This is a genomic window from uncultured Dechloromonas sp., from assembly GCF_945957265.1.
GTDB lineage: Bacteria > Pseudomonadota > Gammaproteobacteria > Burkholderiales > Rhodocyclaceae > Azonexus.
Genome location: NZ_CAMFKO010000027.1, coordinates 1 through 21287 on the forward strand (window position 1 = coordinate 1; position 21287 = coordinate 21287).

A 21287-nucleotide genomic window follows, 5' to 3' on the forward strand; every position below is an offset into this window, starting at 1 on the left:
CCTACACCCTCTACCGCTGGGAAATGAACATCCGCATGGCCGCCATCCTCGGCTTCGTCGGCGCCGGCGGCCTGGGCCAGCTGCTCTATTTTGAACTGTCGCTGTTCCACTACGCCCAGGCCAGCACCGTCATCATCGCCATGCTGCTCCTCTCCATCGGCGTCGACCAGGCCAGCGCCTGGTTGCGGCGGCGCCTGCGCTGAGCGAATCCTCGCCGTCGCGCGCAGACCGGCGTATATTTCGCCCTCCCCGTGCCGCCGGCTTGCAAAACCGGCGGCGAAAACCGCTTCATCGCCGTAGAAACATGCCGCTACCGACCTTCGACATCGCCCAGTACCCAGCCCAACTCGCCACCAAGGCGGCCGGATTCGAACGGAATTTCGCCGAGTTCGGGGTCGGCGACATCGCCATCCACGCCTCCGAGCCGCTGCATTACCGCATGCGGGCCGAGTTCGGCGTCTGGCACGACGGCGACGACCTCGACTACACGATGTCGGACCCGGACGACCCCAAGCAGAAAATCCGCCTGGAGACCTTCCCGCCGGCCACCGCGGCCATCTGCGCCGTCATGCCGCGCCTGAAGGAACGCCTGGTCCCCAGCGACGCCCTGCGCCGCCGGCTGTTCCAGGTCAACTTCCTGGCCACCCTGAGCGGCGAGCTGATGATCACGCTGATCTACCACCGCCCGCTCGACGCCACCTGGGAAGCCGCGGCCCGCGAACTGGCCGGCGAACTCGGCGTGCAGCTGATCGGCCGCAGCCGGGGCCAGAAGATCGTCATCGACCGCGACTGGCTGCTCGAGGAATTCGAACTCGACGGCCGCCGCCTGAAATACCAGCAGGTCGAAGGCAGCTTCACCCAGCCCAACGGCGAGGTGAACCGCAAGATGCTCGCCTGGGCCCGCCGGCAAGCTGCCGGCATCGGTGGCAAGCTGGTAGAACTCTACTGCGGCAACGGCAACTTCACGCTGGCGCTGGCCCCGCTGTTCGAGCGCGTGCTGGCCACCGAAGTCAGCAAGACCTCGGTCCATGCCGCGCAGTACAACATCGTTGCCAACGCCGTCGACAACATCGACCTGGTCCGCATGTCGGCCGAGGAATTCAGCGCCGCGCTCGCCGGCCGCGAGGAATTCCAGCGCCTGAAGCACATCGACCTCGACGCCTTCCGCCACGCCACGCTGTTCGTCGACCCGCCGCGCGCCGGCCTCGACGATGCCACCGTCGAACTGGCCCGCAACTTCGACCGCATCCTGTACATCTCCTGCAACCAGGACACGCTGCGCAACAACGTCGCCGCGCTGAACGACAGCCACCGGATCGCCGCCTCGGCCGTCTTCGACCAGTTTCCCTACACCCACCACCTGGAATGCGGCGTGCTGCTGCAGCGCCGGTAACAATCCGTAACAAGCCTGTCCGGCAAAGCGCATTCGCGGATGCTAAAATAGAAGCCGTAATATTCAGGATTCATGGTTGTGCGCCGTATTTTCGCCTTAGCGCTCGCAGCGCTCTTCTCGCTGACTGCCCTCGCCTCGGATACCGAGGATCAGGTTTCGTTCGTCGACGCCTCGATTCCGCACGCCGACGTGACGATCACGCCGATCCCGATGCCGGCGGCGGTCACCGAACTGCTGCCGCCGATCAACCCGGCAGCCAAGCTGCGGGCGGCGAAAAAGGCCAAGCAGGCGGCCAAGGAAGCCTTGCCGGCCACCCTGCTCAGCCGTACCGAACGCCACCAGATGGCGCTGATGGTCGCCAAGCGCAAGAACAGCGAGGCACCGGTACACAGTGCCGAGGATGAGGACGAAGGCCAGTCGCACGACGGCGAACACGTACTGCACCAGTTCTACAGCCGCCCCAGGCTGACCAAGGAAGACAAGCACGACGATCCGGAAGCCGACCTGATCGCGATTTCCGACACCGCCCGCGTTCGCCTGATGATGGCCCGCCTGAAAGCGCTCGAAGCCCATGCGCTGGCGCACGTGGCCGATGACGGCGAAGCCTTGCCCCAGCGCGTCACCGACCGCCTGAAGGAAGCCCGCGCCAAGGCGCTGGAAGCCCACCGCGCCAAGTTCTCCTGAGCGCTTGCAGGCCTGCCGCGCAGGCCGAACCGCCTTTCACGGCTGGTCGAACTGGCCGAAGCGACCAGCCTGGCTGACAAGCTCGTCGCCTTCTGATTCCTGCCCCGGGCGAGCGCTGTCGCTTGCCCGCCGCCACCCCGCTTGCGCCGGCCCGGCGCGAGGTGTAAAACACGCCGTGTGAATGACCATTCCTTTCGCCGCCCCGGGTAGCGAAAGCCCCATCCCCGCTCCCACCGGAAAACGACAAAAAAAGCGCGCCGGCAGACCATGACTCCGTCCAACCTCCACTTGTGGAAGCGTTTCTGGGCACTTGCCACGCCCTACTGGCGGCATGAGGAAAAATGGCGGGCCTGGGGGCTGATCATCCTGCTCGTCGTCCTGCTGCTCGGGCAAACTCGCTTCGCCGTGCTCTTCAACGAGCAGACGGGCGAATTCACGTCGGCACTGGCCGCGCAGGACGAAGAGCGCTTCTGGAATTCGATCAAACTCTGCCTCGGCCTGCTCGCCTTCGCCATCCCGGTCTACGCCTTCTACTTCTTCGTCCGCGACACGCTGGGCATCTACTGGCGGCGCTGGCTGACCGGGCGCTTCCTCGACAGCTATTTCCGCAACCGGCATTTCTACGAGCTGAACGCCAACGCCGCCATCGACAACCCCGATCAGCGGATGACCGAGGACATCGCCACCTTCACCCAGCGCTCGCTGTACTTCCTGCTCATCATCGTCAGCTCGACCCTGCAGCTGGTCGCCTTCAGCGCCGTGCTGTGGTCGATCTCCCACGAGCTGGTCTACTTCCTCGTCTTCTACGCCACGGCGGGCACCTGCGTGGTCATTTTCGTCTTCGGCCAGCGGCTGATGAGCCTCAACTTCAACCAGCTGCGGCGCGAAGCCGATTTTCGCTTCAGCCTCGTTCGCGTCCGCGAAAACGCCGAATCGATCGCCTTTTACCGGGGCGAGGCGCTGGAACTCGGACAGGTCAAACACCGCTTCGGTGCCGCCTTCAGCAACTTCAAACGCCTTGTCCGCACCCAGTTCTGGCTCAACCTGTTCCAGCAGGGCTACTTTTTGTTCACCCTGATCATCCCCAGCGCCATCATCGCCGACAACGTCCTTTCCGGCGACATGGAGGTCGGGCGCGCCGTGCAGGCCGCCGGCGCCTTTGCCGCCGTGCTCGGCGCCATCTCGATGATCATCGAGAACTTCGAAGGGCTGAGCCGCTTCGCCGCCGGCATCGACCGCCTCGACATGCTCGCCAGGTACCTGCCGCCCGACCCGGTCGATGAGCACCGTTCCGGCAACACCATCGACACGCAGGATGCGCCGCAGCTTGAAATCGACGACCTGACGCTGATGACGCCCAACGCCGAACGCGTCCTGATCCAGAACCTGTCGCTGACCGTCAGGCCCGGCGAAAGCCTGCTCATCGTCGGCGAGAGCGGCAGCGGCAAGAGCTCGCTGCTGCGTGCCGTCGCCGGGCTGTGGTACGCCGGCAGCGGCAGCATCCGGCGGCCGGCGCCGCACGACATGCTGTTCCTGCCGCAACAGCCGTACATGGTGCTCGGCAGCCTGCGCAACCAGCTGCTCTATCCGAACGCCGACCTGCCGGTATCCGACGACGACCTGCTCGCCGCGCTGGAGCGGGTCAGCCTGCCCAACCTCGCCCACCGCGTCGGCGGTCTCGATGCCGAACGCGACTGGCCCAAACTGCTCTCGGTCGGCGAGCAGCAGCGCCTCGCCTTCGCCCGCCTGTTGCTGACCAGGCCGCGCTTCGCCATCCTCGACGAGGCGACCAGCGCCCTCGACATCGCCAACGAAACGAACCTCTACCAGCAGTTGCTCGACACGCAGACGACGGTGATCAGCGTCGGCCACCGCACGACCATCCTCAAGTTCCACACCCAGGTGCTCGAGCTCGACGGCTGCAGCGCCTGGCGGACCGTCGCCGCGGCCGATTACCGTTTCGAGCATTGAGCCACGCCGCGGCGGGGTAAAATCCGCCCTTTCGCACCCCGCCCCAACCGCCATGACCTTCTCCCAGCTCGGCCTTTCCGCGCCGCTCCTCCAGGCCCTCGACACCCTCGGCTACCAGGAGCCGACGCCGATCCAGGCCCAGGCCATCCCCGCCGTGCTGGCCGGGCGCGACCTGATGGCGGCGGCGCAGACCGGCACCGGCAAGACCGCCGGCTTCGCCCTGCCCCTGCTGCAACGCCTGAGCGAAAGCGAGGACAGCGTCGCCAGCAACAGCATCCGCGTCCTGGTGCTGGTGCCGACGCGCGAGCTGGCCGAACAGGTCATGAGCAGCTTCCGCCAGTACGGCGAACATCTCGCCGTCAGCTGCTACGCGGCCTACGGCGGCGTCAGCCTGAACCCGCAGATGATGCGCCTGCGGCGTGGCGTCGACATCCTGGTCGCCACGCCCGGCCGGTTGATCGACCTGTTCACCAAGAATGCCGTCAAGCTGCGCCAGGTGCAGACGCTGGTGCTCGACGAAGCCGACCGCATGCTCGACCTCGGTTTCGCCAACGATCTCGACATCGTTTTCCAGGCCCTGCCCAAGAAACGCCAGACCCTGCTCTTCTCGGCCACCTTCTCCGACGACATCCGCGGCATGGCCAGCACCCGCCTGCGCGATCCGCTATCCATCGAAGTCAGCCCGCGCAACACCGCCGCCAAGACCGTCAAGCAATGGGTCGTGCCCTGCGACAAGAAGCGCAAGACCGACCTCTTCCTGTTCATGCGCAAGGACCGCGGCTGGGGCCAGGTGCTGGTATTCGTGAAGACCAAGCGCGGCTGCGACGAACTGGTCGACCGCCTGCAGGCCAGGAAAATCTCCGCCGACACCATCCACGGCGACCGCCCGCAAGCCTCGCGCCTCAAGGCGCTGGACGCTTTCAAGTCGGGCGAGGTGGAAATCCTCGTCGCCACCGACGTCGCGGCGCGCGGCCTCGACATCGACGACCTGCCGCAGGTGGTCAATTACGATCTGCCCATCGTCGCCGAGGACTACATTCACCGCATCGGCCGCACCGGCCGCGCCGGCGCCACGGGCGAAGCGATCTCGCTGGTCTGCGCCGACGAGGCCCCGCTGCTCGGCGCCATCGAAACCCTGCTCAAGACCAGCCTGAGCCGCGACGAGGAACCGGGCTTCGAACCGACCCACCGCGTACCCGCCACCGGCCCTGCCGCTGCCGCGCCCAAGCCGAAGAAGCCGAAGGTGGCCGGCGGGCGTTCAGGCAAGGGGACGCCAGGCAATTGGGTGGGGTTCGACGACTTCCCGGACAAACCCGCCCGCCGGCCCGGTCCTCGCCCGACGGGCGGCCCGCGCAAGGGGCCGGCAAAGCCTCGCGGAAGATAGCCGGAACAGGCGGCCCCACGGCCACCGCTGGCGATCCGCTCAGGACGCCCCGTCCGCAGGCGCCGGCGCCTGCGCTGCAAACGGCATCCGAAGCCGATTGTCGCCGTAAGTCTTGATGATTTGGGCGATCACCACCTGGTAGCCATCCAGCCACCTCGCCTGCTGCGCCTTCGCTTGCCGATGCAAGGGATGATGCATCAGGGTGTGCAAAGCCTCGAGCGACTCCCAGTAGTACACCGTCGATATCAAACCGGTCGCTGGGTTTTCCCAGGCCTCTTCGCCCAGATACCCCGGAATCGACTTGACCGCCTCGGCGATGGCCTGATCGAGGCGATGGTACTCATCGTCGTATTGCCCCTTGGCGAAGGTAAAAGTTGAGGAATACATGGTTGATCTCATTACCGAGCGCTAGCCGCGCTGTTCAATGTTCAGCCGGGCAAAATGCCCGGATCCGATGACCATCAAGGTCGCTGGCCAGACAGGTATAGCCAAAATCCAATTGTACAGGCGCCTGCAAAATCGTGATGCCTGCGGCTGACCATCGTGCGAAGTGCTCATCGACGCGCTGATCGCTCTCCAGCGAAATGGCCAGTTCGCACCCGCCTCCCGTCGTTGCCGGTGCGGGATCGGCCGTGTGCTTCGACCACAGGCCAAGCATGATGCCGGAATCCAGCGCGAACATGGCGAAGGTCGGGGATACCTCGAGCGGATCGACACCCAGGATCTTTTTATAAAAGACCGCGCTGTCCTCAGGACGGTCAACGAACAAGATGACGAAATTCGGGTGGGTCATTTGCAATGCTCCTCGGTCAGGAAATGGCGAATTATCCGGAAGCGGCGTCGATCGAATCTGCCAATTTCCATTGATAAGGTGTCACCCACGCCAAGCGGACCTTCAGCCGGCATCGATACGCTGCCGGTCACCGAGCCACGATCACTCGCCGGCAGAGAAGAAGTTGCCAGTCACGCCCTCTTTAGCCAGGTTCATGGAAAACAGCACCCGGTCCTCCCCTTTGCCATCGTATCCCTCCACCACCTGCACGCCATCCATCACCCGGTCACCGGGAAGCATGTGAAAACCCATACGGAGATGGAATGCGATGGAGCCTTTGTTGATCGGCGCAGTGACGGAATGCACGGTATGCACGCCCGCTTCCATCACCGAGGCAAAAAATCGCTCATACAAGGCGCGCCCGAGGTTCCGGCTGCGGTACTCGGGGTGGATGCCGACAAAGTGGATATAGGCCTCGTCGGGAAAGGTTTGCGAGACGAAGCCGACGATAAATCCCAGCACCTCGCCCGCACGCTCGGCAACAAAACTGGTGCCGCGAAAATGCACGAAGAACAGCTTGGGCAGCATGTCGGCCATGTGTCGCCCTCCCCACCAGTGATCGACCACCTCGATCACGCGCTGATAGTCGGCGGGAGTTGCCTGGCGAATGACGATATCTTCCATGGCGTGTATCGGGCTGGCTTGAGTGTCCATCGATTCGCTCACAGTTCAAGTTTCAACTTCCGCCCGCCGCTGATCGCAAACCCTTCGCGTTCATAAAAAGCGAGGGTTCGATCAAACTGCGGCAGCGGCGGCGTGGTGACTTCCAGGCGCGTCCAGTTACGGGTGGCGGCGAATGATTTGGCGGCGGCCAGCAATTCCAGGCCGACATTCCGTTCGCGAAATCCCGGACGGACATAGAGTTCGGGAATCGTCCCGAAAGCCCCCTCGGCATAAAGCGCATGACTTTCGTATAGCGCGATGAAGCCCACGGCGCTCCCGTCGCCGCATCGGGCGACAAAGGCAAAATATTTCTCCTGATCCAGAAACCCCTGAAGCCGCTCAACTGTTTCGGCCAAGTCGAAATTGAATGCCCGAACGCCCAGTACATCCATGATTTCAGCCAGGAGTTCTCCGACCATCACGCCGACATCCGTCACGTCGCTGGCATTCGCGCGGGAAATCGCAAGCTCATCTGTTGTCGGATTATTTGAGATAGACATGGGTATGTTCCATAAGGTATCCGCCAGCGCCTACGCTGGCCTCATTCCGAACCAGTGCGCCTAATTCGAGGCGGTGTTACTCAGGTGCTTATAGCCCGACAGCCACTGTCCCAAATATTCGCCCGCTCGCGTAAGAATGCCCTGAGGGGCAAAAACGAATACTTTGCTGTCTTCCTGAGCCAAAAGCGCGATCCATCCCGCACCTTCAATCGTCAAGCTCTGTTCCGTAGTCAGCACCTGCCCGGGAGCGACTGCATGCTCGGTCAAGCACACCAAGCCATGGTGCAAGCTAATTTTCCCGGAAAGCAGGAAAACGCCTGTTCCATGGTCAACCTGAAGATCGTAGCGTTCGCCGCGCCCAAGTTGAATATCAAAAGTCAAAGGAGTGATTCTTGGCATTAAATGGTCAGAAAATGGCATTGCTCATCGATAGCCGTTATTACGACCGGTTCTGAAACAATTTACATGCTGCCTATCTGCCGACACCGCCCAATTGCAGTGAAAAGATGCCAATCCGCCATTTCTGTTTTCGCAACGTGCCGCCAGGAAAACCGTCGTCCGCTCAGTCAATTCTCTTGAGATAGACAGCGTACACCACCCCGTTAATCGCCGGGGCATCCGACACTTTTTCAAATCCCATCCGTCGATACATCGGCAGCGCCACGTGCATGATTTCGCTGGTATGCAGAGCAAAAAAACGAGCGCCGTCTCGCTTGGCCAGACTCAAACATGCCTCGGCCAGCGCCCGCCCTATGCCTCGCCCGCGAAAATCAGGAGCAACGACCAGCATTCTCATGATGGGCCATTCACGTTGAAAAAAATCGGCTTTGGGCTTACCAGGGCCGACATAAGCCACAGCCCCGACGATCTGCCCATCGATTTCGGCAACAAGCAATTCCCCGGTATCTGCCAAGGATGACATCCCGGCTATTTTTGCGCGAAAGCCCGGCCAATCCTTGTAAGCATTCCGGAATTGCTCGAATGCCATCAATGCCAAGCCATTAACAGTCAATGCATCAGCAGGCTTGAATTCTCGAATGAACAAAATCGCATCTCCCTGGAATCAAGCGGCGGTTAGTTTCCAATAGCCGGCTCGTCGTTTTTATTTGGAAACCATCAAAACATGGCCTGGCCGCACCAGCATGCCGCGTTTCGGCAGAACCTCGCGAATGGCGGAGTCAGCGACTGGAAACGGTGTTGCCATGATCAACCCTTCCCGGACAAATGCGCATTGATGATGGGTGCAAGGATCGCCGCATGCGTCTCCAGCAAATCGTGATCGCCGGCGCTGACCACATGTAGCTCAGCCTGCGGGAACAAGCCGGCCAGGCGTTTTCCAACGCTGACCGGGCTGATGGGGTCTGAGTCGCCCCAAAGCAACAAGACGGGCATCGTGAGTTCTGCCAGCCGATCGGAAAGCTCATGCTGATCGCTCGAAAACCACTCCGGAAGATGCGGATTCGCCTGTCGAAAGGCTGGACGCCAGTCCGCCCCGCCCAGCCCCCGCACATCGACTCCGCCGGAGGTCACCGCCAACACCAGATGCGTAATCAGCGCCGGCTTTTCCAGGGCGGCACGAATTGCGACCACTCCGCCCATCGATTGAGCCAACAGGGCCGTCGGCTTGTTGATACGAGCCACAACCAGCCGCACCAGATCATCGATTCCAGACACCAGTGGATCGGAGGGTGTCGATCCGAATCCAGGCCAGCCAAAATGAATGCGTTCACCGGAATGTGCAAGCTGCGTGGAAATCGGACGCCACTGTGCGGTTCGCCCCAAGGCACCGGGCAAGAAAATAAGTTGGGAAAGCATCTGTGTCCTATTCTTCAATCGGCCGATGGGCCGGGATCAGCGCTTGCGTTGCTACGGCCCCGTGTCCCCGGATGCACCAAAAAACCAGTTGTCGCGCGCAACCTCGACCAGATTGACGAAGACATTGTTTGCCTCGACGAATCCGCTGGAAACCAAACGCTGGTTCAATTGCGCATAAAACATCGACTTCAGCTCAGTCGAGCGGCCTTCATTGAGCGTAATTTGAATAAAAACGAGCTTTTCCAAGCGAGCCGGCGAACAGCTCTCCGGCGCATGCAGGATCGCGCCCTTTTCGTGTGATTGGGAAACGATGAAGTTCTCCCGAGGAGGGATTCCGAGAACTTCCTGCATTGCTGTGTTAACAACTTCAGCGACGGCCTGAGCAAAACCCGTTGGCTGGCCCCGCGTAAAGTCAATTCGAACAATTGCCATATCACCTCCTGCTCGGCACGATGGTTGGGGGAAAGACTTTCAGCTCACGGCGACGCCCCGCTGCAAGCCACGCCATATCCGGATTGGGTACTGCCGATTGTCGTCGATGTGCCTGTCGATGTGTTACTGGAAAACACTTTACCCAAGCCAAGGCTGGCAAAATGGACGACCTTCAGTGAAATACCGCCAGATCGATGTCTCCAATTGAAACTCCACACGATTCAACTCACGAGCCGGCGACGAGGCGTCGTGTCTATGTCCTTCTGTTTCCCGGCTTTGTCCTGCTCGATGCCACCGGACCCATCCAGGTTTTCTCGACAACCAACAATCAATGTCATGATGAAGGGGTACCGGCCAGCTACGACATCCACGTTGTCTCTCAAGGCGGAGGCCCCGTCACCTCGGCTTCCGGCGTTACGCTGCTGAGCGAACCGCTGCCGAAAGAAGAGGAACTGTCCGGCGCAACGCTGCTGGTTCCGGGGACGCAGGATTTGTCGATTCTGGACCAATCGCAGGCGCTCTGTGCCTGGTTGAATCGTTCGCATGAACACGCGGATCGGACCTGCTCGGTATGCACCGGTGCGTTTTTGCTTGCCGCCGCCAGCTTGCTGGATGAGCGCCGGGCGACGACCCATTGGATGGATGCTCACGCCCTGCAAACCCGTTTTCCGCAAGTGCATGTCGATGCCGACGCGATCTACGTTCAGGACGACCGGGTGTGGACATCGGCCGGCATCAGCGCCGGGATTGATCTCGCCTTGGCTTTGGTCGAAAAGGACCTGGGACGCCCGCTGGCCCTGCGCATCGCCCATCGTCTGGTGCTTTATCTCAAGCGCCCCGGCGGGCAACGCCAATACAGCGCGGAATTGCATGCCCAGACGGAGGAAAGCTCGCTGAGCGGACGTTTGAGCAAGTGGCTGCTCGAACGGCTGGACAAGAGCGTGAACGTCGATGAAATGGCCAGCGCACTGGCGGTTTCATCGCGTACCTTGCATCGGCAGTTGATCAAGGAGACCGGCCGGACACCCGCCGCCTGGCTCAAGCGCCTGCGCCTGGAAGCGGCCTGTCGCGCGCTGGCCAATCCCGAACTCTCGCTCAAGCAAATTGCTTACCGAAGCGGCTTTGGCGACGAATACAACATGCGCCGGACGTTCAACCTGGAACTGGGCGTCACGCCATCGGAATATCGCAAGCGGATCGGCGCCTGACGCCTCGATGCCGGCAGCAATCGAAACGGGCCTCCCTTGATATCCCGAACCCCGCTCGCCTGGCCCGCATTTCTGTTTCAAATCGGCAAAAAGCCCGGCCAAGCTGGCCGGGCCTTGCTTTTCCGGTTTCCCGACACTCAAACCATCATCAGCACCGACTTCTGCTCCAGGTAGGCATCGAGCGCCGCCCGGCCCATTTCCTTGCCGAAGCCGGATTGCTTGTAGCCGCCGAACGGCAGGGCCGGGTCGAGCATGTTGTGGCAGTTGACCCAGACGGTGCCGGACTTGATCCTGGGGATCAGGCGATGGACACGCGACAGGTCGTTGGACCAGATCGAGGCGCCGAGGCCGAAGGGCGTGTCGTTGGCCCAGGCGGCGACCTGGTCGAGGTCGTCGTAGGGCATGGCGACGACGACCGGGCCGAAGATTTCCTCCTGCACGACGCGGGCTTTCTGGTCCACCTTGGCGAGCACGGTCGGCTTGACGAAGTAGCCCTTGTCGCCGGCACGACCGCCGCCTGCCACCACCTCGGCGCCCTGCTGGCGGCCGATGTCGATGTAGCCGCAGACGCGGTCGAGCTGCTCGCGCGAGACCAGCGGGCCGAGCTGGGCGCCCGGGTCCATGCCGTGGCCGATGGTCAGCGCGTTGGCGTGGTCGGCCAGGTCGGCGACGACGCGGTCGTAGTTCTTCTTGTGCACGTAGAGGCGTGAGCCGGCGCAGCACACCTGCCCCTGGTTGAAGTAGATGGCTTGCGCGGCCCCTCCGGCGGCGACGGCCGGATCGCAATCCTCGAGCACGATGACCGGCGACTTGCCGCCGAGTTCGAGGGTGATGCGCGTCATGTTGTCCATCGCCGCCTTGCCGATCAGCTTGCCGACTTCGGTCGAGCCGGTGAAGGTCAGCTTGTTGACGCCGGGGTGGCGGGTCAGCGGCGCGCCCACCGACGGGCCGTCGCCGGTCACCACGTTCACCACGCCTTCCGGGAAGCCGGCCTGGAGGACCAGTTCGGCCAGGTAGAGCGCGCTCAGCGGCGTCTGCTCGGCCGGCTTGAGGACCACCGTGCAGCCGGTGGCCAGGGCCGGCGCCAGCTTCCACGAAGCGAGCAGCAGCGGGAAGTTCCAGGCGACGATGGCGCCGACGACGCCGACCGGCTCCTTGCGCGTATAGCCGACGAACTCGTTCTGCGGGGCGAAGGGGATGGACACGTCGAGCGTGCTGCCTTCGATCTTGGTCGTCCAGCCGGCCATGTAGCGGAAGTAGCTGGCTGCCAGCGCGACGTCGACGGCTTCGGCGATGGCCACCGACTTGCCGTTGTCGAGCGATTCGATCTCGGCCAGGGTGCGGGCGTTGGCCTCGATCAGGTCGGCCAGGCGCAGCAGCAGGCGCTGGCGCTGGTCGGGGCGCATCTTCGCCCAGCCGGGTGCCTCGAAGGCCTGGCGGGCGGCCTGCACGGCACGGTCCACGTCGGCCTCGGTGGCCGCCGGCACGGTGGCGAGCAGGCTTTCGTCGGCCGGGTTGAGGACTTCCAGCCTCTGGCCGTTGCTGCTGGCGACCCACTGGCCGCCGATCAGCATGCGGTGGTTGCGGCGCGCCAGGAATTCGGTGGTCGCCGCGGTGAGGACGGGGTTGAGCGGTGCATTCATGGTTTGTCTCCTTCTGGGTTTTGGTTTGACCGGTTCAAGCCGCCGGTGCGGGAAAAATCGGGTTTTAGTCGCGGACGACCGTACCGACCGCCGAGAACATCAAGTCCCCCTTGGCCAGCGGAACGATGGCCGTGACGGCCAGGCGGTCGGGGCGCACGACGGTTTCGAAACTCTGGCCGCCATCCTTGCTGAGCAGCGTGGTGCCGGCCAGGCCGACCGCCCGCACGCTGCCGTCGGCGTGCTGGGCGATGCCGGTCAGCGACTGCTGGGTGCCGCTGGCCAGGTGGGTCCAGTGTTCGCCCCGGTCGGTGCTGCGATAGAGGTGGCCGCGCATGCCGCCGAGCAGCAGGCTGCCGTCGGCCAGCTCGGCACCGGCCCAGAACGAGCCCTTGTTGTCGGTCTGGATCGCCTTCCAGCTCTGGCCGGCATCGGTCGAGCGCAGCACGGTGCCGGCTTCGGCGGCGACCAGCAGCAGGCCGTCGCGGCCGGGGACGATGGACAGCAGGTGGCGCTCCCCCGCCTCGCCGTCGACCAGCTGGCGCTCGCTCCAGCTCTTGCCGCCGTCGCGGGTTTCCAGCGCCAGGCCGAATTGCCCCACGGCCAGGCCGCGCTCGGCGTCGGCGAACCAGATGGCCATCAGCACCTGGTCCTGGCCGCGCATTTCGCGCAGCACGCTCCAGGTCTTGCCGCCATCGACGGTGGCGATCACCGTGCCGTCGTGGCCGGCCGCCCAGCCGCGCAAGGCGTCGAGGAAGAACACCGAGGTCAGCGGCGCGCGGGTCGGCACCTCGGCTTGCACGAAGCGCTCGCCGTCGTCGCTGTAGATCACGAAGCCGTAGTCGCCGACGGCAATCGTTCGCTCGCCGGCCCGGGCCGCGGCGTAGATCGGCGCCTTGGTCGGCACCGCCAGGTGGGGCGCGCTGCGGAAGTAGTCGGGGGCCGCCTTGCCCTCCCCCGGCGCCGCCGCCAGTTGCGCCGAAAGCGGCGCCAGCAGCGCGAGGCTGGCGGCCAGGGCAAGAATCTTGAACGGGAATTTCATGTTGCGCTCTCCATCAGTGGCCGATGGCCGGTGCCTTGACCGGGCCGCGACGCGGGAAAAGTGAATCGAGCTTGACCGCGAAGGCCGGCAGCACGGTGATCGCCATCAGCATGTTCACCATGAACATGAAGGTGAGCAGGATGCCCATGTCGGCCTGGAACTTGAGGTCGGAGAAGGCCCAGGTGGCGACGCCGACCGACAGCGTGATGGCGGTGAAGATGGTGGCCACGCCGACTTCGCGCAGCGCCCCTTCGAGCGACTCCTTCATCGACTCGCCGCGTGCCAGGTGGATGAGCAGGCGGTTGTAGATGTAGAAGGCGTAATCGACGCCGATGCCGGTGGCCAGCACCATGACCGGCAGCGTGGCGACGGTCAGGCCGATGTCGAGTTCCTTCATGAACCAGTAGCCGAGGAAGGTGGCCAGCGTCAGCGGCACGCAGCAGGCCAGCATGGCGCGCCAGTCGCGGTAGGCGAGCAGCACGAGGACGACGATGGCGGCATAGACGTAAAGCATCATCGGCAGCTCGCGCATTTCCACTTCCTCGTTGGTCGCCGCCAGTACGCCGACGTTGCCGGAGGCGAGGCGGACCTCGATGCCCAGCGGCTTGCCGTCGAACTGCGCGCGGAAGGATTTCACCGCGTGGATGGCCGGTTCGATGGTCGTCGCCTTGTGGTCGGCCAGATAGACGTTGGCGGCCATCATGGTGCACGCCCGGTTGAACAGGCCGCCGGCCTCGGGCAGGTAGCCCACCGCCACCTGCAGCGCCTTGCTGTCGCGCGGCAGCGCGATCATCTTCGGGTTGCCCTCGTTGAGGCCGGCATTGGCGAACTTGGCCAGCGCCGACAGTGACTGCACCGACAGCACCCCCGGCACCTGCGACATGTGCAGCGTGAATTGCTCGATGTAGTTGAGCACCGGGTAGTTGTTGCACGAGTCGTTGGGCGTCTCGAAGACCACGGTCAGCACGTCCATGCCGAGATCGAAGCGCTTGACGATGTTCTCGATGTCCTGGTTGTAGCGGGCGTCCGGGCGCAGTTCCGGGGCGCCGGGCTGCAGCGCGCCGATGTGGCGGCCGTGGCTCTGCCACACGGCGATGCCGAGCAGCACGGCGGCGACGGCGAGCACCAGCCGGGCGTGGTTGATGTCGGCGATGAAGCCGAGGCGCTGTATCCACTCGCCGCGCCTGGCCTGGATGGCTTCGAGATGCAGTGCGTAGTCGCGCGAGAAGCGGAAGAAGGACGCGGTCAGCGGCAGCATGATCAGGTTGGTGACGATCTTGTAGCCGACGCCGATCGACGCGGTGATGCCCAGTTCGCGGATCATCGGGATGGGGATGAGGACCAGCGTGATGAAGCCGACGAAGGCGGTGACCAGCGCCAGCGTGCCGGGGATGAACAGGCTGGAGAAGCTTTCGCGCGCCGCCTCCAGCGAATCGGCCCCGCCGGCCACCGCCTTGGAGATGGCGTTGATCTGCTGCACGCCGTGCGAGACGCCGATGGCGAAGACCAGGAAAGGCACCAGGATGGCCAGCGGATCGAGGCCGTAGCCGAGCAGCGTCAGCGTGCCGAACTGCCAGACGACGGAGACCATCGAGCAGAAGATGGGCAGCGCGGTCAGCATCAGCGAGCGGCAGTACCAATAGACGGCCAGCGCGGTGAGCAGCGTGGCCAGCGCGAAGAAGACGGCAACGCCCTTGGCGCCGTCGGCGATGTCGCCGATCTGCTTGGCGAAGCCGACGATCTCGATCTCGTGCGTCGGCGTTTCGTATTTGGCGCGGATGTCCTGCTCTAGCTTGCCGGCCAGCGCCAGGTAGTCGAGCTGTTCGTGGGTGCCGGGGTCTTCCTCGAGCAGGTCGGCGACGATCATCGCCGCGCTGCCGTCGCTCGCCACCAGGCTGCCGGTATAGCCGCCGCGTGCCGCGCGGTCGCGGATCTGGGCGATCTTGCCGGCGTCCAGCGCATCCGGCGTCACCGTGCCGCCGATCACGTCCTCGGCCTGGAAGCCCTCCTCCGTCAGCTCATAGACGCGGGTGTTCGGCGTCCACAAGGACTGCACCGAGCGGCGGTCCACGCCGGGCAGGTAGAGGACGGCCTCGGTCACCTCGTGCAGCTTCTTCAGCGACTCGGGCGTCCAGATGTCGCCGTCGCGGGCGCGGACGACGACCATCACCCGGTTGGAGCCGAACAACTGGGTGCGGTACTTGAAAAAGGTGTCGGTGTATTCGTGACCGACCGGGAGTTGCTTGTCGAAACCGGCCGACATGTGCAGCTGGGAGGCCAGCATGCCCATCACGGCGGTCAACACCAGCAGGGCCGACAGCGTGATCAGCCGGTAGCGGAAGAAAAAATCTTCCAGGCGTTTGACGAAACCAACGATGCTCACCATGGGGATTCAACCTCGTAATTGTTATGTGCCCCCTTGCGGAGGTCGGGCGGCGCCGTGTGCGTGACAGGCAGCGCCGCCCTGTGAAGCGGATCAGAAGGTGTAGGAAACCGTCATCGACGCAATGTCGCGGTCGCGCATCAGGTTCAGGTTGCCGCCGCCGAAGAAGCTGCTGTAGCCGAGGCCGACCTTCCACTGGTTGTGGTAGTCGAAGTTCAGGCCGACCGCCAGCGCCTTGCGCCCTTCCACGAACGGGATGGTGTTCGGGCTGGTGCCCTTCACGTCGTGGTAGAAATCGACGATCGGGGTGGCCGTCCAGCCGGAATTGAACACGTTGGCGTAAGTCAGGCTGACTTCCATGACGTAACCCCAGGAGGTCCTGGTCGGCATCTCGTAGTTGTTCAGCAGGTACGGGATTTCGCCGTTCAGCTTGAGCCCCGGGTAATGCGCCACCGCCACCTCGGCCAGGAAGGCGCCGTCGGCGGCGCCCAGGGCGCGGGTCAGCTCCGGCGGCAGCCAGGTGAAGGCGGTGACGTGGCCCTGGTACTTCTTCTCGTTCACGTAGCCGTTGGCGACGGTGTTGCTGGGCAGGCTGAACACGCTGTAGCGGCCGGCCGTGGGAACCGTCGGGTCGATCGCCACGCTGTCGCGCGGGCGGTAGGACAGTTCGGCCCCGAAGGCCCAGTCGCCGACCTTGGTGTTGGCCGACAGACCGAACAGTTCCTTGTCTTCGCCATACTGCTCGACGACGGTGATGCCGCCGAACAGGTTGTTGACCGCCGGGTTGAGCTTGAAGCCGACGAAGGGCAGCTTGTCGTGGTAGCGGATGTAATAGGCGGCGAACTCGGTATCGGCGCCCGGCGGCTTGTAGCGCAGGTTGAAGCCGTACTGGCCGTTGTTGGACGGCTTGGTCTGCTCGACCGGGATGAAGCCGCCGGCCGCATCGATACTGGCCAGCGAGCGGCCGCGCGTCGGATCGAAGTCGCCGATGCCGCCGTAGCTGGACGGAATGAAGGCCCCGCGCTTGCCGCCCTTGCCGATGAAGTCGGCGGTCGACCAGTAGGTGCCGGCCGGGTCGAGCTTGAAGCTGTTCCAGGCGAACTGGTAGTACATCTCGGTCGAGAAACCGGCACCGAGCGCCATGTTCAGCGAGGCCATCGGCGCCGGAATCAGGATTTCCTTGACCTGGGTGCCCGGGATGTGGGCCTTGCGCAGGTCGAAGGCGTGGATGGTGTTGATGCCGCCGAAGATGAAGATGTCCTCGCCCCAGTTGATGACCTGGTTGCCGAACTTGAACTTGGCCGAGTTGTCGCCGACCTTGAAGTCCTTCGACACCCACAGGTCGAGCAGCGAGACGTTCTGCGTCATCGCCTTCTTGGCCTCGTCGTCGAGCGGCGTGCGCACGGTGTTGGCGGCGGCGAAGTCGGTGGACCACGTCACCCGGCCGAGCGCCGCCCAGTTGCCGCGCTCGCCGAGGGCCAGTTCGTGCGTCCCCTTGAGCACGGCGGCGACGATGTCGCCCTTCTTGTAGTTCAGGTTGCCGTCGTCGATGTTGGTGTAGTTGAAGTCGGGATTCGACGTGGCGCCCTGCCCCGGCCCGTTGACCAGGGAACCGAGGGTGCCGCTGGTCGGCACCGAACCGCCGTTGTCGTTGCCGACCATGGACTTGTTCGGCGACTGCATGCGGCGCTGGACGCCGAGCGAAATGGTCGAATCCAGCGAGCCGCTGATCCCGTTGTCGAGATCGAACTTGAAGGCCTGCGCCTGCCCGGCCACCCCCAGGCCGAGGGTGGCGACGACGACGGCCAGCGTGCTGCGCTTGAAGCAATGTTGTTGATGCATGATTTACCCCTCCGTGTGCTTCAGGTCAGCGGTCGCCGGCGCGGCGCAATTCGTCGGACTCGAAGCGCTTGGCGTCGATGCGTCCTTCCTGCCCGGCCAGCCAGTCGGTGTGCTTGGCTTCCTGGGTCGAGTTTTCGGCCATGTAGCGGTTGACCGTCAGGTCCCACGACATGAACTCCTGGCTGACGCAGGCGCCGAGTTCAACGGCCGGGTACAGCGAGCCTTCCATCACGCGCCACAGCTTGCCCTGGGCGTCGTACTGGTCGGCGGCGAGGATCATCCAGGTGTCTTCGTCGAGGTAGAAGGTGCGCTTGGCGAACATGTGGCGCATGCCCTGCTTGACTGTCGCCTCGACCTTCCAGACGCGGTGCACTTCGTAGCGCATCAGGTCGCGCTTCGGATACATGCCCTCATACACTTCCTTGGCCGGCCGCTTGGCGACGAACTTGAAGCTGTTGTACGGCACGACCATCTCCTGCTTGCCGACCAGCTTCCAGTCATAGCGGTCGAGCGCGCCGGCGAACATCGGGTACTGGTCGGCGGTTTCCAGGTTCTCGTAGCCGGGGATCGGGTTGTCGTACTCGAAGGCCGGCAGGCGGCGCACGCGGCGCTGGCCGGGGAAGTACATCCAGGCATCGTTCGACTTGCCGAGGAAGTAATGGGCCAGGATGATCTCGCCGGTGCGCGCGGCCGGCGCCGTCGCCAGGTTGAGCAGCTTCATCTGCACGCCTCCGACGTCGTCGATGGACTTGGCCTTGGGCGAGGCGAACGGGGTGATCACCACCTGGTCCTGGGCCAGGCCGTAGAAGGTGCCGTCCGGATTGATGAAGTTGGTCTGGTAATACTCGATCCGGCCTTCGCCCTGCCAGCGCAGGCGATGGTTCCACACCGCCTCGGCGCCGTTCTTCGGCACGGCGAACGGGAAGCCGCCGCCGACCGCCTGGGCCAGGTTGTCCTTGCCGTCGGCCGTCAGCTTGGCGCTGGTGGCGTTGACCCTGGTCTGGCCATAGACGGAATCCGGGTAGCCACAGCTGCGGTGCGTCGGGTAAACGTCCATCCGGTAGCCCTTGCGGGTCTTGATCAGCTCGATCTGGCCGGCCGACAGCTTGTCCTTGTACTTGTCGACGTTGCTGGCGTCGATCGAATACAGCGGCTTGTCGGCGGCGAAGGGGTCGACGCGGGCGTCGCCCACCTTGTGTTTGCCCTTGGGCAGACCGCCTTCCCATTTCGGGATGCTGCCGTCCTTGTTGCCGGCGCGCTCGGCGCCGACCGGGGTCAGGTCCTTGCCGAGCTGGGCGGCTTCCTGCTCGCTGACTGCAGCGAGCGCCGTGCCGCCGGATTGGCCAATGAGGCCGATGAGGCCTGCGACGACCAGCGCCAGCGGTTTGGCTCTGTGGTTGGGGTGCATGATTGTGGTCCTCCTGTCGAAAGATGAATTGCCCTGTTTCGAGTGTTACTCGATTGATATGCCCTGCGCTTTCAATTCGCTGATGATCGCCGCCCGTCTTCCGGGGACGTCGGCCAGTCGATTGGCGCGCAGTTGTCGTACTTCTTGTTCGCTATAGGGAAGCGTGCCGGCGGGAACTTCCGCTGCGCTGAACTGCTGCAGCATCCAGTTCATCATCACGGCCACGTCGGCGTCGTTCATGCTGGTCTGCGAAGTGCCCGGCACCTGGATCAGGAACTCGCGGCCATGCCTGGCCTTGAGGAAATGCCCGATGGCGCCGCGCATGTCCGGAATGCCGACCTCCGGGTTGCCGGCGCCGGCCGGGCCATGGCAGCCGGAGCAGTGCAGCATGTAATTAACCTTGGGCGAACTGCCGGCAGCCCCGGCCTGGCTTGCCAGCAGCGCGACCGCCACGGCGACGACCGAGCGTTTCATGATCAGCCTCCTGCGGGCAGGCGCCCGCGCATCTTGTGGGTTTCGTTGGGGCTGCCGCCGGCCTGGCGGGTTGCCGCCAGCTGTTCCGGCGTCAGCCAGGCGAGGTCGGCGACCTTTTCGTAGCCGGCCAGGACATGGCGCAGCACGGCCGCCAGTTCGGCATCGGACAAGGCGACGGCGAAGGACGGCATGTTGCCGGTGTAGCGCACGCCATCGACCGTGATGCTGCCGATCATGCCGGTCAGCGCGACGCGCATCAGGTAGCGCCGCCCCTCCTCGTTCGCCGCATGGCGGCCGATGTTGCCGACCAGCGGCGGCGCGATACCGGGCGCGCCGACCGCGCCCGGCTGGTGGCAGGCCTGGCAATGGGCGGCGAACAGCGCCGCGCCGTCGGCCTGGGCCAGCGCGCCGCCGCAGGCGGCGAGCAGAGCCAGGGATGCGAATACCCGACGCGCCATGGCTCAGCCCTTGCCGTCGCTGACGCCGACGATGGCCGCCACCGTGCAGTTGTACATGTTGCTGCTGTTGGCCATGCACCAGTTGATGTCGTTATGCACCCCCATGCGGTAGCCGGGGCGCTCGCGTTCGTTGCGGTTGCAGCCGCAATGGCCGCAGGCCGTGGCCCCGCAGCAGTCGTTGTAGCTGATCAGGTAATCCTTGCCGTCGCCCGGATTGCGGCAGGTGCCGACCCAGGTCACCTTGGATATCTCGGTCCCCGGCGGGCAGCTGGAAATCGTGCCGCCGCAGCAGGTGCAGAGGAAGCCGTCGAGCGCGCAGTAACGCCAGTAGTCGCAGGTCGTGTCGTCGTTGGCCTTGCTCGGCGCGGCGGCGTGGGCGCCCTGCCCGATCCGGTCGAAAGGCAGGACCGGCAGCACGAAGGCCGTGCCGACGAAGATCTTGCCGAGCCTGGCCAGCGCGCTGCGCCGCGACGAGGACTGGGCGACGCGCCGGGTCTTGTGCTCAAAAAAGTCATCGAACCATTTCATTTTCTGTTTCTCCTTGCTGGGGCGCGCTTCAGGCGCGTTGATCGATGTATTCCTGGATCGAGGCCACGCCGGCCTCCTTGGCGGCAAACAGGCTTTCCAGCTGCTCGCGGGAGTTGACCAGGCCCTTGCCGCGGATCGCGCCGTCCTCGCCGATCAGCACGGCGTACGGCAGCTTGGCGATGCGGTAGGTCATGCCGAGGTCGGTGGACAAGGCGTAGGGGAAGTCCTGCAGCTCGGCCTTCTTGTAGAACTCGGCATGCGCCGGCAGTTCGCCGTCGCTGGCCAGGGTCACGTCGAGCCAGGCCGATTCGTCCTGGCGGATCGACTTGAGGACCGGCAGCAGCTTCTTGCACACCGGGCAGGTCGGCGACAGGAAGAACAGCAGCTGGCTGCGGCCGCGGTTGCCGCCGACCTGCAGCTTGCCGCCGCCGATGCTGTCGAGGTTGAAGATCGGTGCCGCTTCGCCGACCTTGGGGCCCTGGTCCATCATCAGGGCGCCCATCGGGGCGATGCGTTCGTAGAGAATGCCGATCTGGCGGGCCAGGGCGAGGACGACCACGACCAGGGCAAGCAGCACGACCCACAGCATGGCGTTGGAGATGAGGATTGCATCGTTCATGTTGAATTCCT

The 21287-nt window shown here is 64.2% G+C and carries 22 protein-coding genes and 1 pseudogene; 6 read left to right on the forward strand and 17 right to left on the reverse strand.

The features are described from left to right. From Q0P59_RS13840 to Q0P59_RS13860, 5 genes and pseudogenes are all read left to right on the forward strand, one after another. Positions 1–203 (forward strand): annotated as a pseudogene (locus Q0P59_RS13840) (phosphonate ABC transporter permease); the annotation flags it as partial. Positions 204–304: 101 nt separating this feature from the next. Then, positions 305–1393, forward strand: a complete 1089-nt coding sequence (gene trmA / locus Q0P59_RS13845; protein ID WP_295007238.1) for a tRNA (uridine(54)-C5)-methyltransferase TrmA — start codon at positions 305–307, stop codon at positions 1391–1393. A 78-nt stretch (positions 1394–1471) separates the two neighbouring features. After that, the gene (locus tag Q0P59_RS13850) at positions 1472–2077 is read left to right on the forward strand and encodes a hypothetical protein (protein WP_295007240.1); all 606 of its coding nucleotides are present in this window, start codon (positions 1472–1474) and stop codon (positions 2075–2077) included. 267 nt (positions 2078–2344) lie between these two features. Continuing rightward, the gene (locus tag Q0P59_RS13855; protein ID WP_295007242.1) at positions 2345–4048 is read left to right on the forward strand and encodes an ABC transporter ATP-binding protein/permease; all 1704 of its coding nucleotides are present in this window, start codon (positions 2345–2347) and stop codon (positions 4046–4048) included. Between the two features lie 52 nt (positions 4049–4100). Further along, complete coding sequence (locus Q0P59_RS13860; protein ID WP_295007244.1) at positions 4101–5432, forward strand: DEAD/DEAH box helicase; 1332 nt, start codon at positions 4101–4103, stop codon at positions 5430–5432. A 39-nt stretch (positions 5433–5471) separates the two neighbouring features. On the opposite strand, the gene Q0P59_RS13865 is transcribed toward Q0P59_RS13860, so the two are convergent. From Q0P59_RS13865 to Q0P59_RS13900, 8 genes are all read right to left on the reverse strand, one after another. After that, positions 5472–5819, reverse strand: coding sequence for an antibiotic biosynthesis monooxygenase (locus tag Q0P59_RS13865; RefSeq protein WP_295007246.1), 348 nt, complete (start codon positions 5817–5819; stop codon positions 5472–5474). Positions 5820–5853: 34 nt separating this feature from the next. Continuing rightward, positions 5854–6225, reverse strand: coding sequence for a VOC family protein (locus tag Q0P59_RS13870; RefSeq protein WP_295007248.1), 372 nt, complete (start codon positions 6223–6225; stop codon positions 5854–5856). 141 nt (positions 6226–6366) lie between these two features. Next, on the reverse strand, positions 6367–6888 hold the full coding sequence (locus Q0P59_RS13875; RefSeq protein ID WP_295007250.1) for a GNAT family N-acetyltransferase: 522 nt from the start codon (positions 6886–6888) through the stop codon (positions 6367–6369). Between the two features lie 38 nt (positions 6889–6926). After that, the gene (locus Q0P59_RS13880) at positions 6927–7427 is read right to left on the reverse strand and encodes a GNAT family N-acetyltransferase (protein ID WP_295007252.1); all 501 of its coding nucleotides are present in this window, start codon (positions 7425–7427) and stop codon (positions 6927–6929) included. A 60-nt stretch (positions 7428–7487) separates the two neighbouring features. Continuing rightward, complete coding sequence (locus tag Q0P59_RS13885; protein ID WP_295007254.1) at positions 7488–7847, reverse strand: hypothetical protein; 360 nt, start codon at positions 7845–7847, stop codon at positions 7488–7490. 142 nt (positions 7848–7989) lie between these two features. Continuing rightward, positions 7990–8472 (reverse strand): GNAT family N-acetyltransferase, encoded by a 483-nt coding sequence (locus Q0P59_RS13890; RefSeq protein WP_295007256.1) that lies wholly within the window; start codon positions 8470–8472, stop codon positions 7990–7992. 161 nt (positions 8473–8633) lie between these two features. Then, positions 8634–9242, reverse strand: coding sequence for an alpha/beta hydrolase (locus Q0P59_RS13895; protein ID WP_295007258.1), 609 nt, complete (start codon positions 9240–9242; stop codon positions 8634–8636). A 51-nt stretch (positions 9243–9293) separates the two neighbouring features. Continuing rightward, complete coding sequence (locus tag Q0P59_RS13900) at positions 9294–9674, reverse strand: tautomerase family protein (protein ID WP_295007260.1); 381 nt, start codon at positions 9672–9674, stop codon at positions 9294–9296. A 194-nt stretch (positions 9675–9868) separates the two neighbouring features. Between Q0P59_RS13900 and Q0P59_RS13905 the strand changes: the two genes are divergently transcribed. Then, positions 9869–10882 carry a helix-turn-helix domain-containing protein gene (locus Q0P59_RS13905; protein WP_295007262.1) on the forward strand — a complete coding sequence of 338 codons (1014 nt, stop codon included), beginning with the start codon at positions 9869–9871 and terminating at the stop codon, positions 10880–10882. Between the two features lie 137 nt (positions 10883–11019). Here the strand turns inward: Q0P59_RS13905 and Q0P59_RS13910 are convergent, their stop codons facing one another. The 9 genes from Q0P59_RS13910 to mauD all read right to left on the reverse strand — a co-directional run bounded on the left by Q0P59_RS13910 (position 11020) and on the right by mauD (position 21276). Continuing rightward, positions 11020–12525, reverse strand: coding sequence for an aldehyde dehydrogenase family protein (locus tag Q0P59_RS13910; RefSeq protein WP_295007264.1), 1506 nt, complete (start codon positions 12523–12525; stop codon positions 11020–11022). Positions 12526–12589: 64 nt separating this feature from the next. Next, positions 12590–13564, reverse strand: coding sequence for a YCF48-related protein (locus Q0P59_RS13915; RefSeq protein WP_295007266.1), 975 nt, complete (start codon positions 13562–13564; stop codon positions 12590–12592). Between the two features lie 13 nt (positions 13565–13577). After that, the gene (locus Q0P59_RS13920) at positions 13578–15950 is read right to left on the reverse strand and encodes an efflux RND transporter permease subunit (protein WP_295007268.1); all 2373 of its coding nucleotides are present in this window, start codon (positions 15948–15950) and stop codon (positions 13578–13580) included. Positions 15951–16040: 90 nt separating this feature from the next. After that, a complete protein-coding gene (locus Q0P59_RS13925; protein WP_295007270.1) occupies positions 16041–17789 on the reverse strand; it encodes a DUF1302 domain-containing protein in 1749 nt (582 codons plus the stop codon). Between the two features lie 25 nt (positions 17790–17814). Beyond that, complete coding sequence (locus Q0P59_RS13930) at positions 17815–19197, reverse strand: DUF1329 domain-containing protein (RefSeq protein ID WP_295007272.1); 1383 nt, start codon at positions 19195–19197, stop codon at positions 17815–17817. Between the two features lie 45 nt (positions 19198–19242). After that, complete coding sequence (locus tag Q0P59_RS13935; RefSeq protein ID WP_295007274.1) at positions 19243–19671, reverse strand: hypothetical protein; 429 nt, start codon at positions 19669–19671, stop codon at positions 19243–19245. 2 nt (positions 19672–19673) lie between these two features. Next, positions 19674–20129, reverse strand: coding sequence for a cytochrome c (locus tag Q0P59_RS13940; protein WP_295007276.1), 456 nt, complete (start codon positions 20127–20129; stop codon positions 19674–19676). A 3-nt stretch (positions 20130–20132) separates the two neighbouring features. Then, complete coding sequence (locus Q0P59_RS13945) at positions 20133–20657, reverse strand: methylamine dehydrogenase light chain (RefSeq protein WP_295007278.1); 525 nt, start codon at positions 20655–20657, stop codon at positions 20133–20135. A gap of 28 nt (positions 20658–20685) precedes the next feature. Further along, positions 20686–21276, reverse strand: a complete 591-nt coding sequence (mauD, locus tag Q0P59_RS13950; protein WP_295007281.1) for a methylamine dehydrogenase accessory protein MauD — start codon at positions 21274–21276, stop codon at positions 20686–20688. Between the last annotated feature and the right edge of the window lie 11 nt (positions 21277–21287).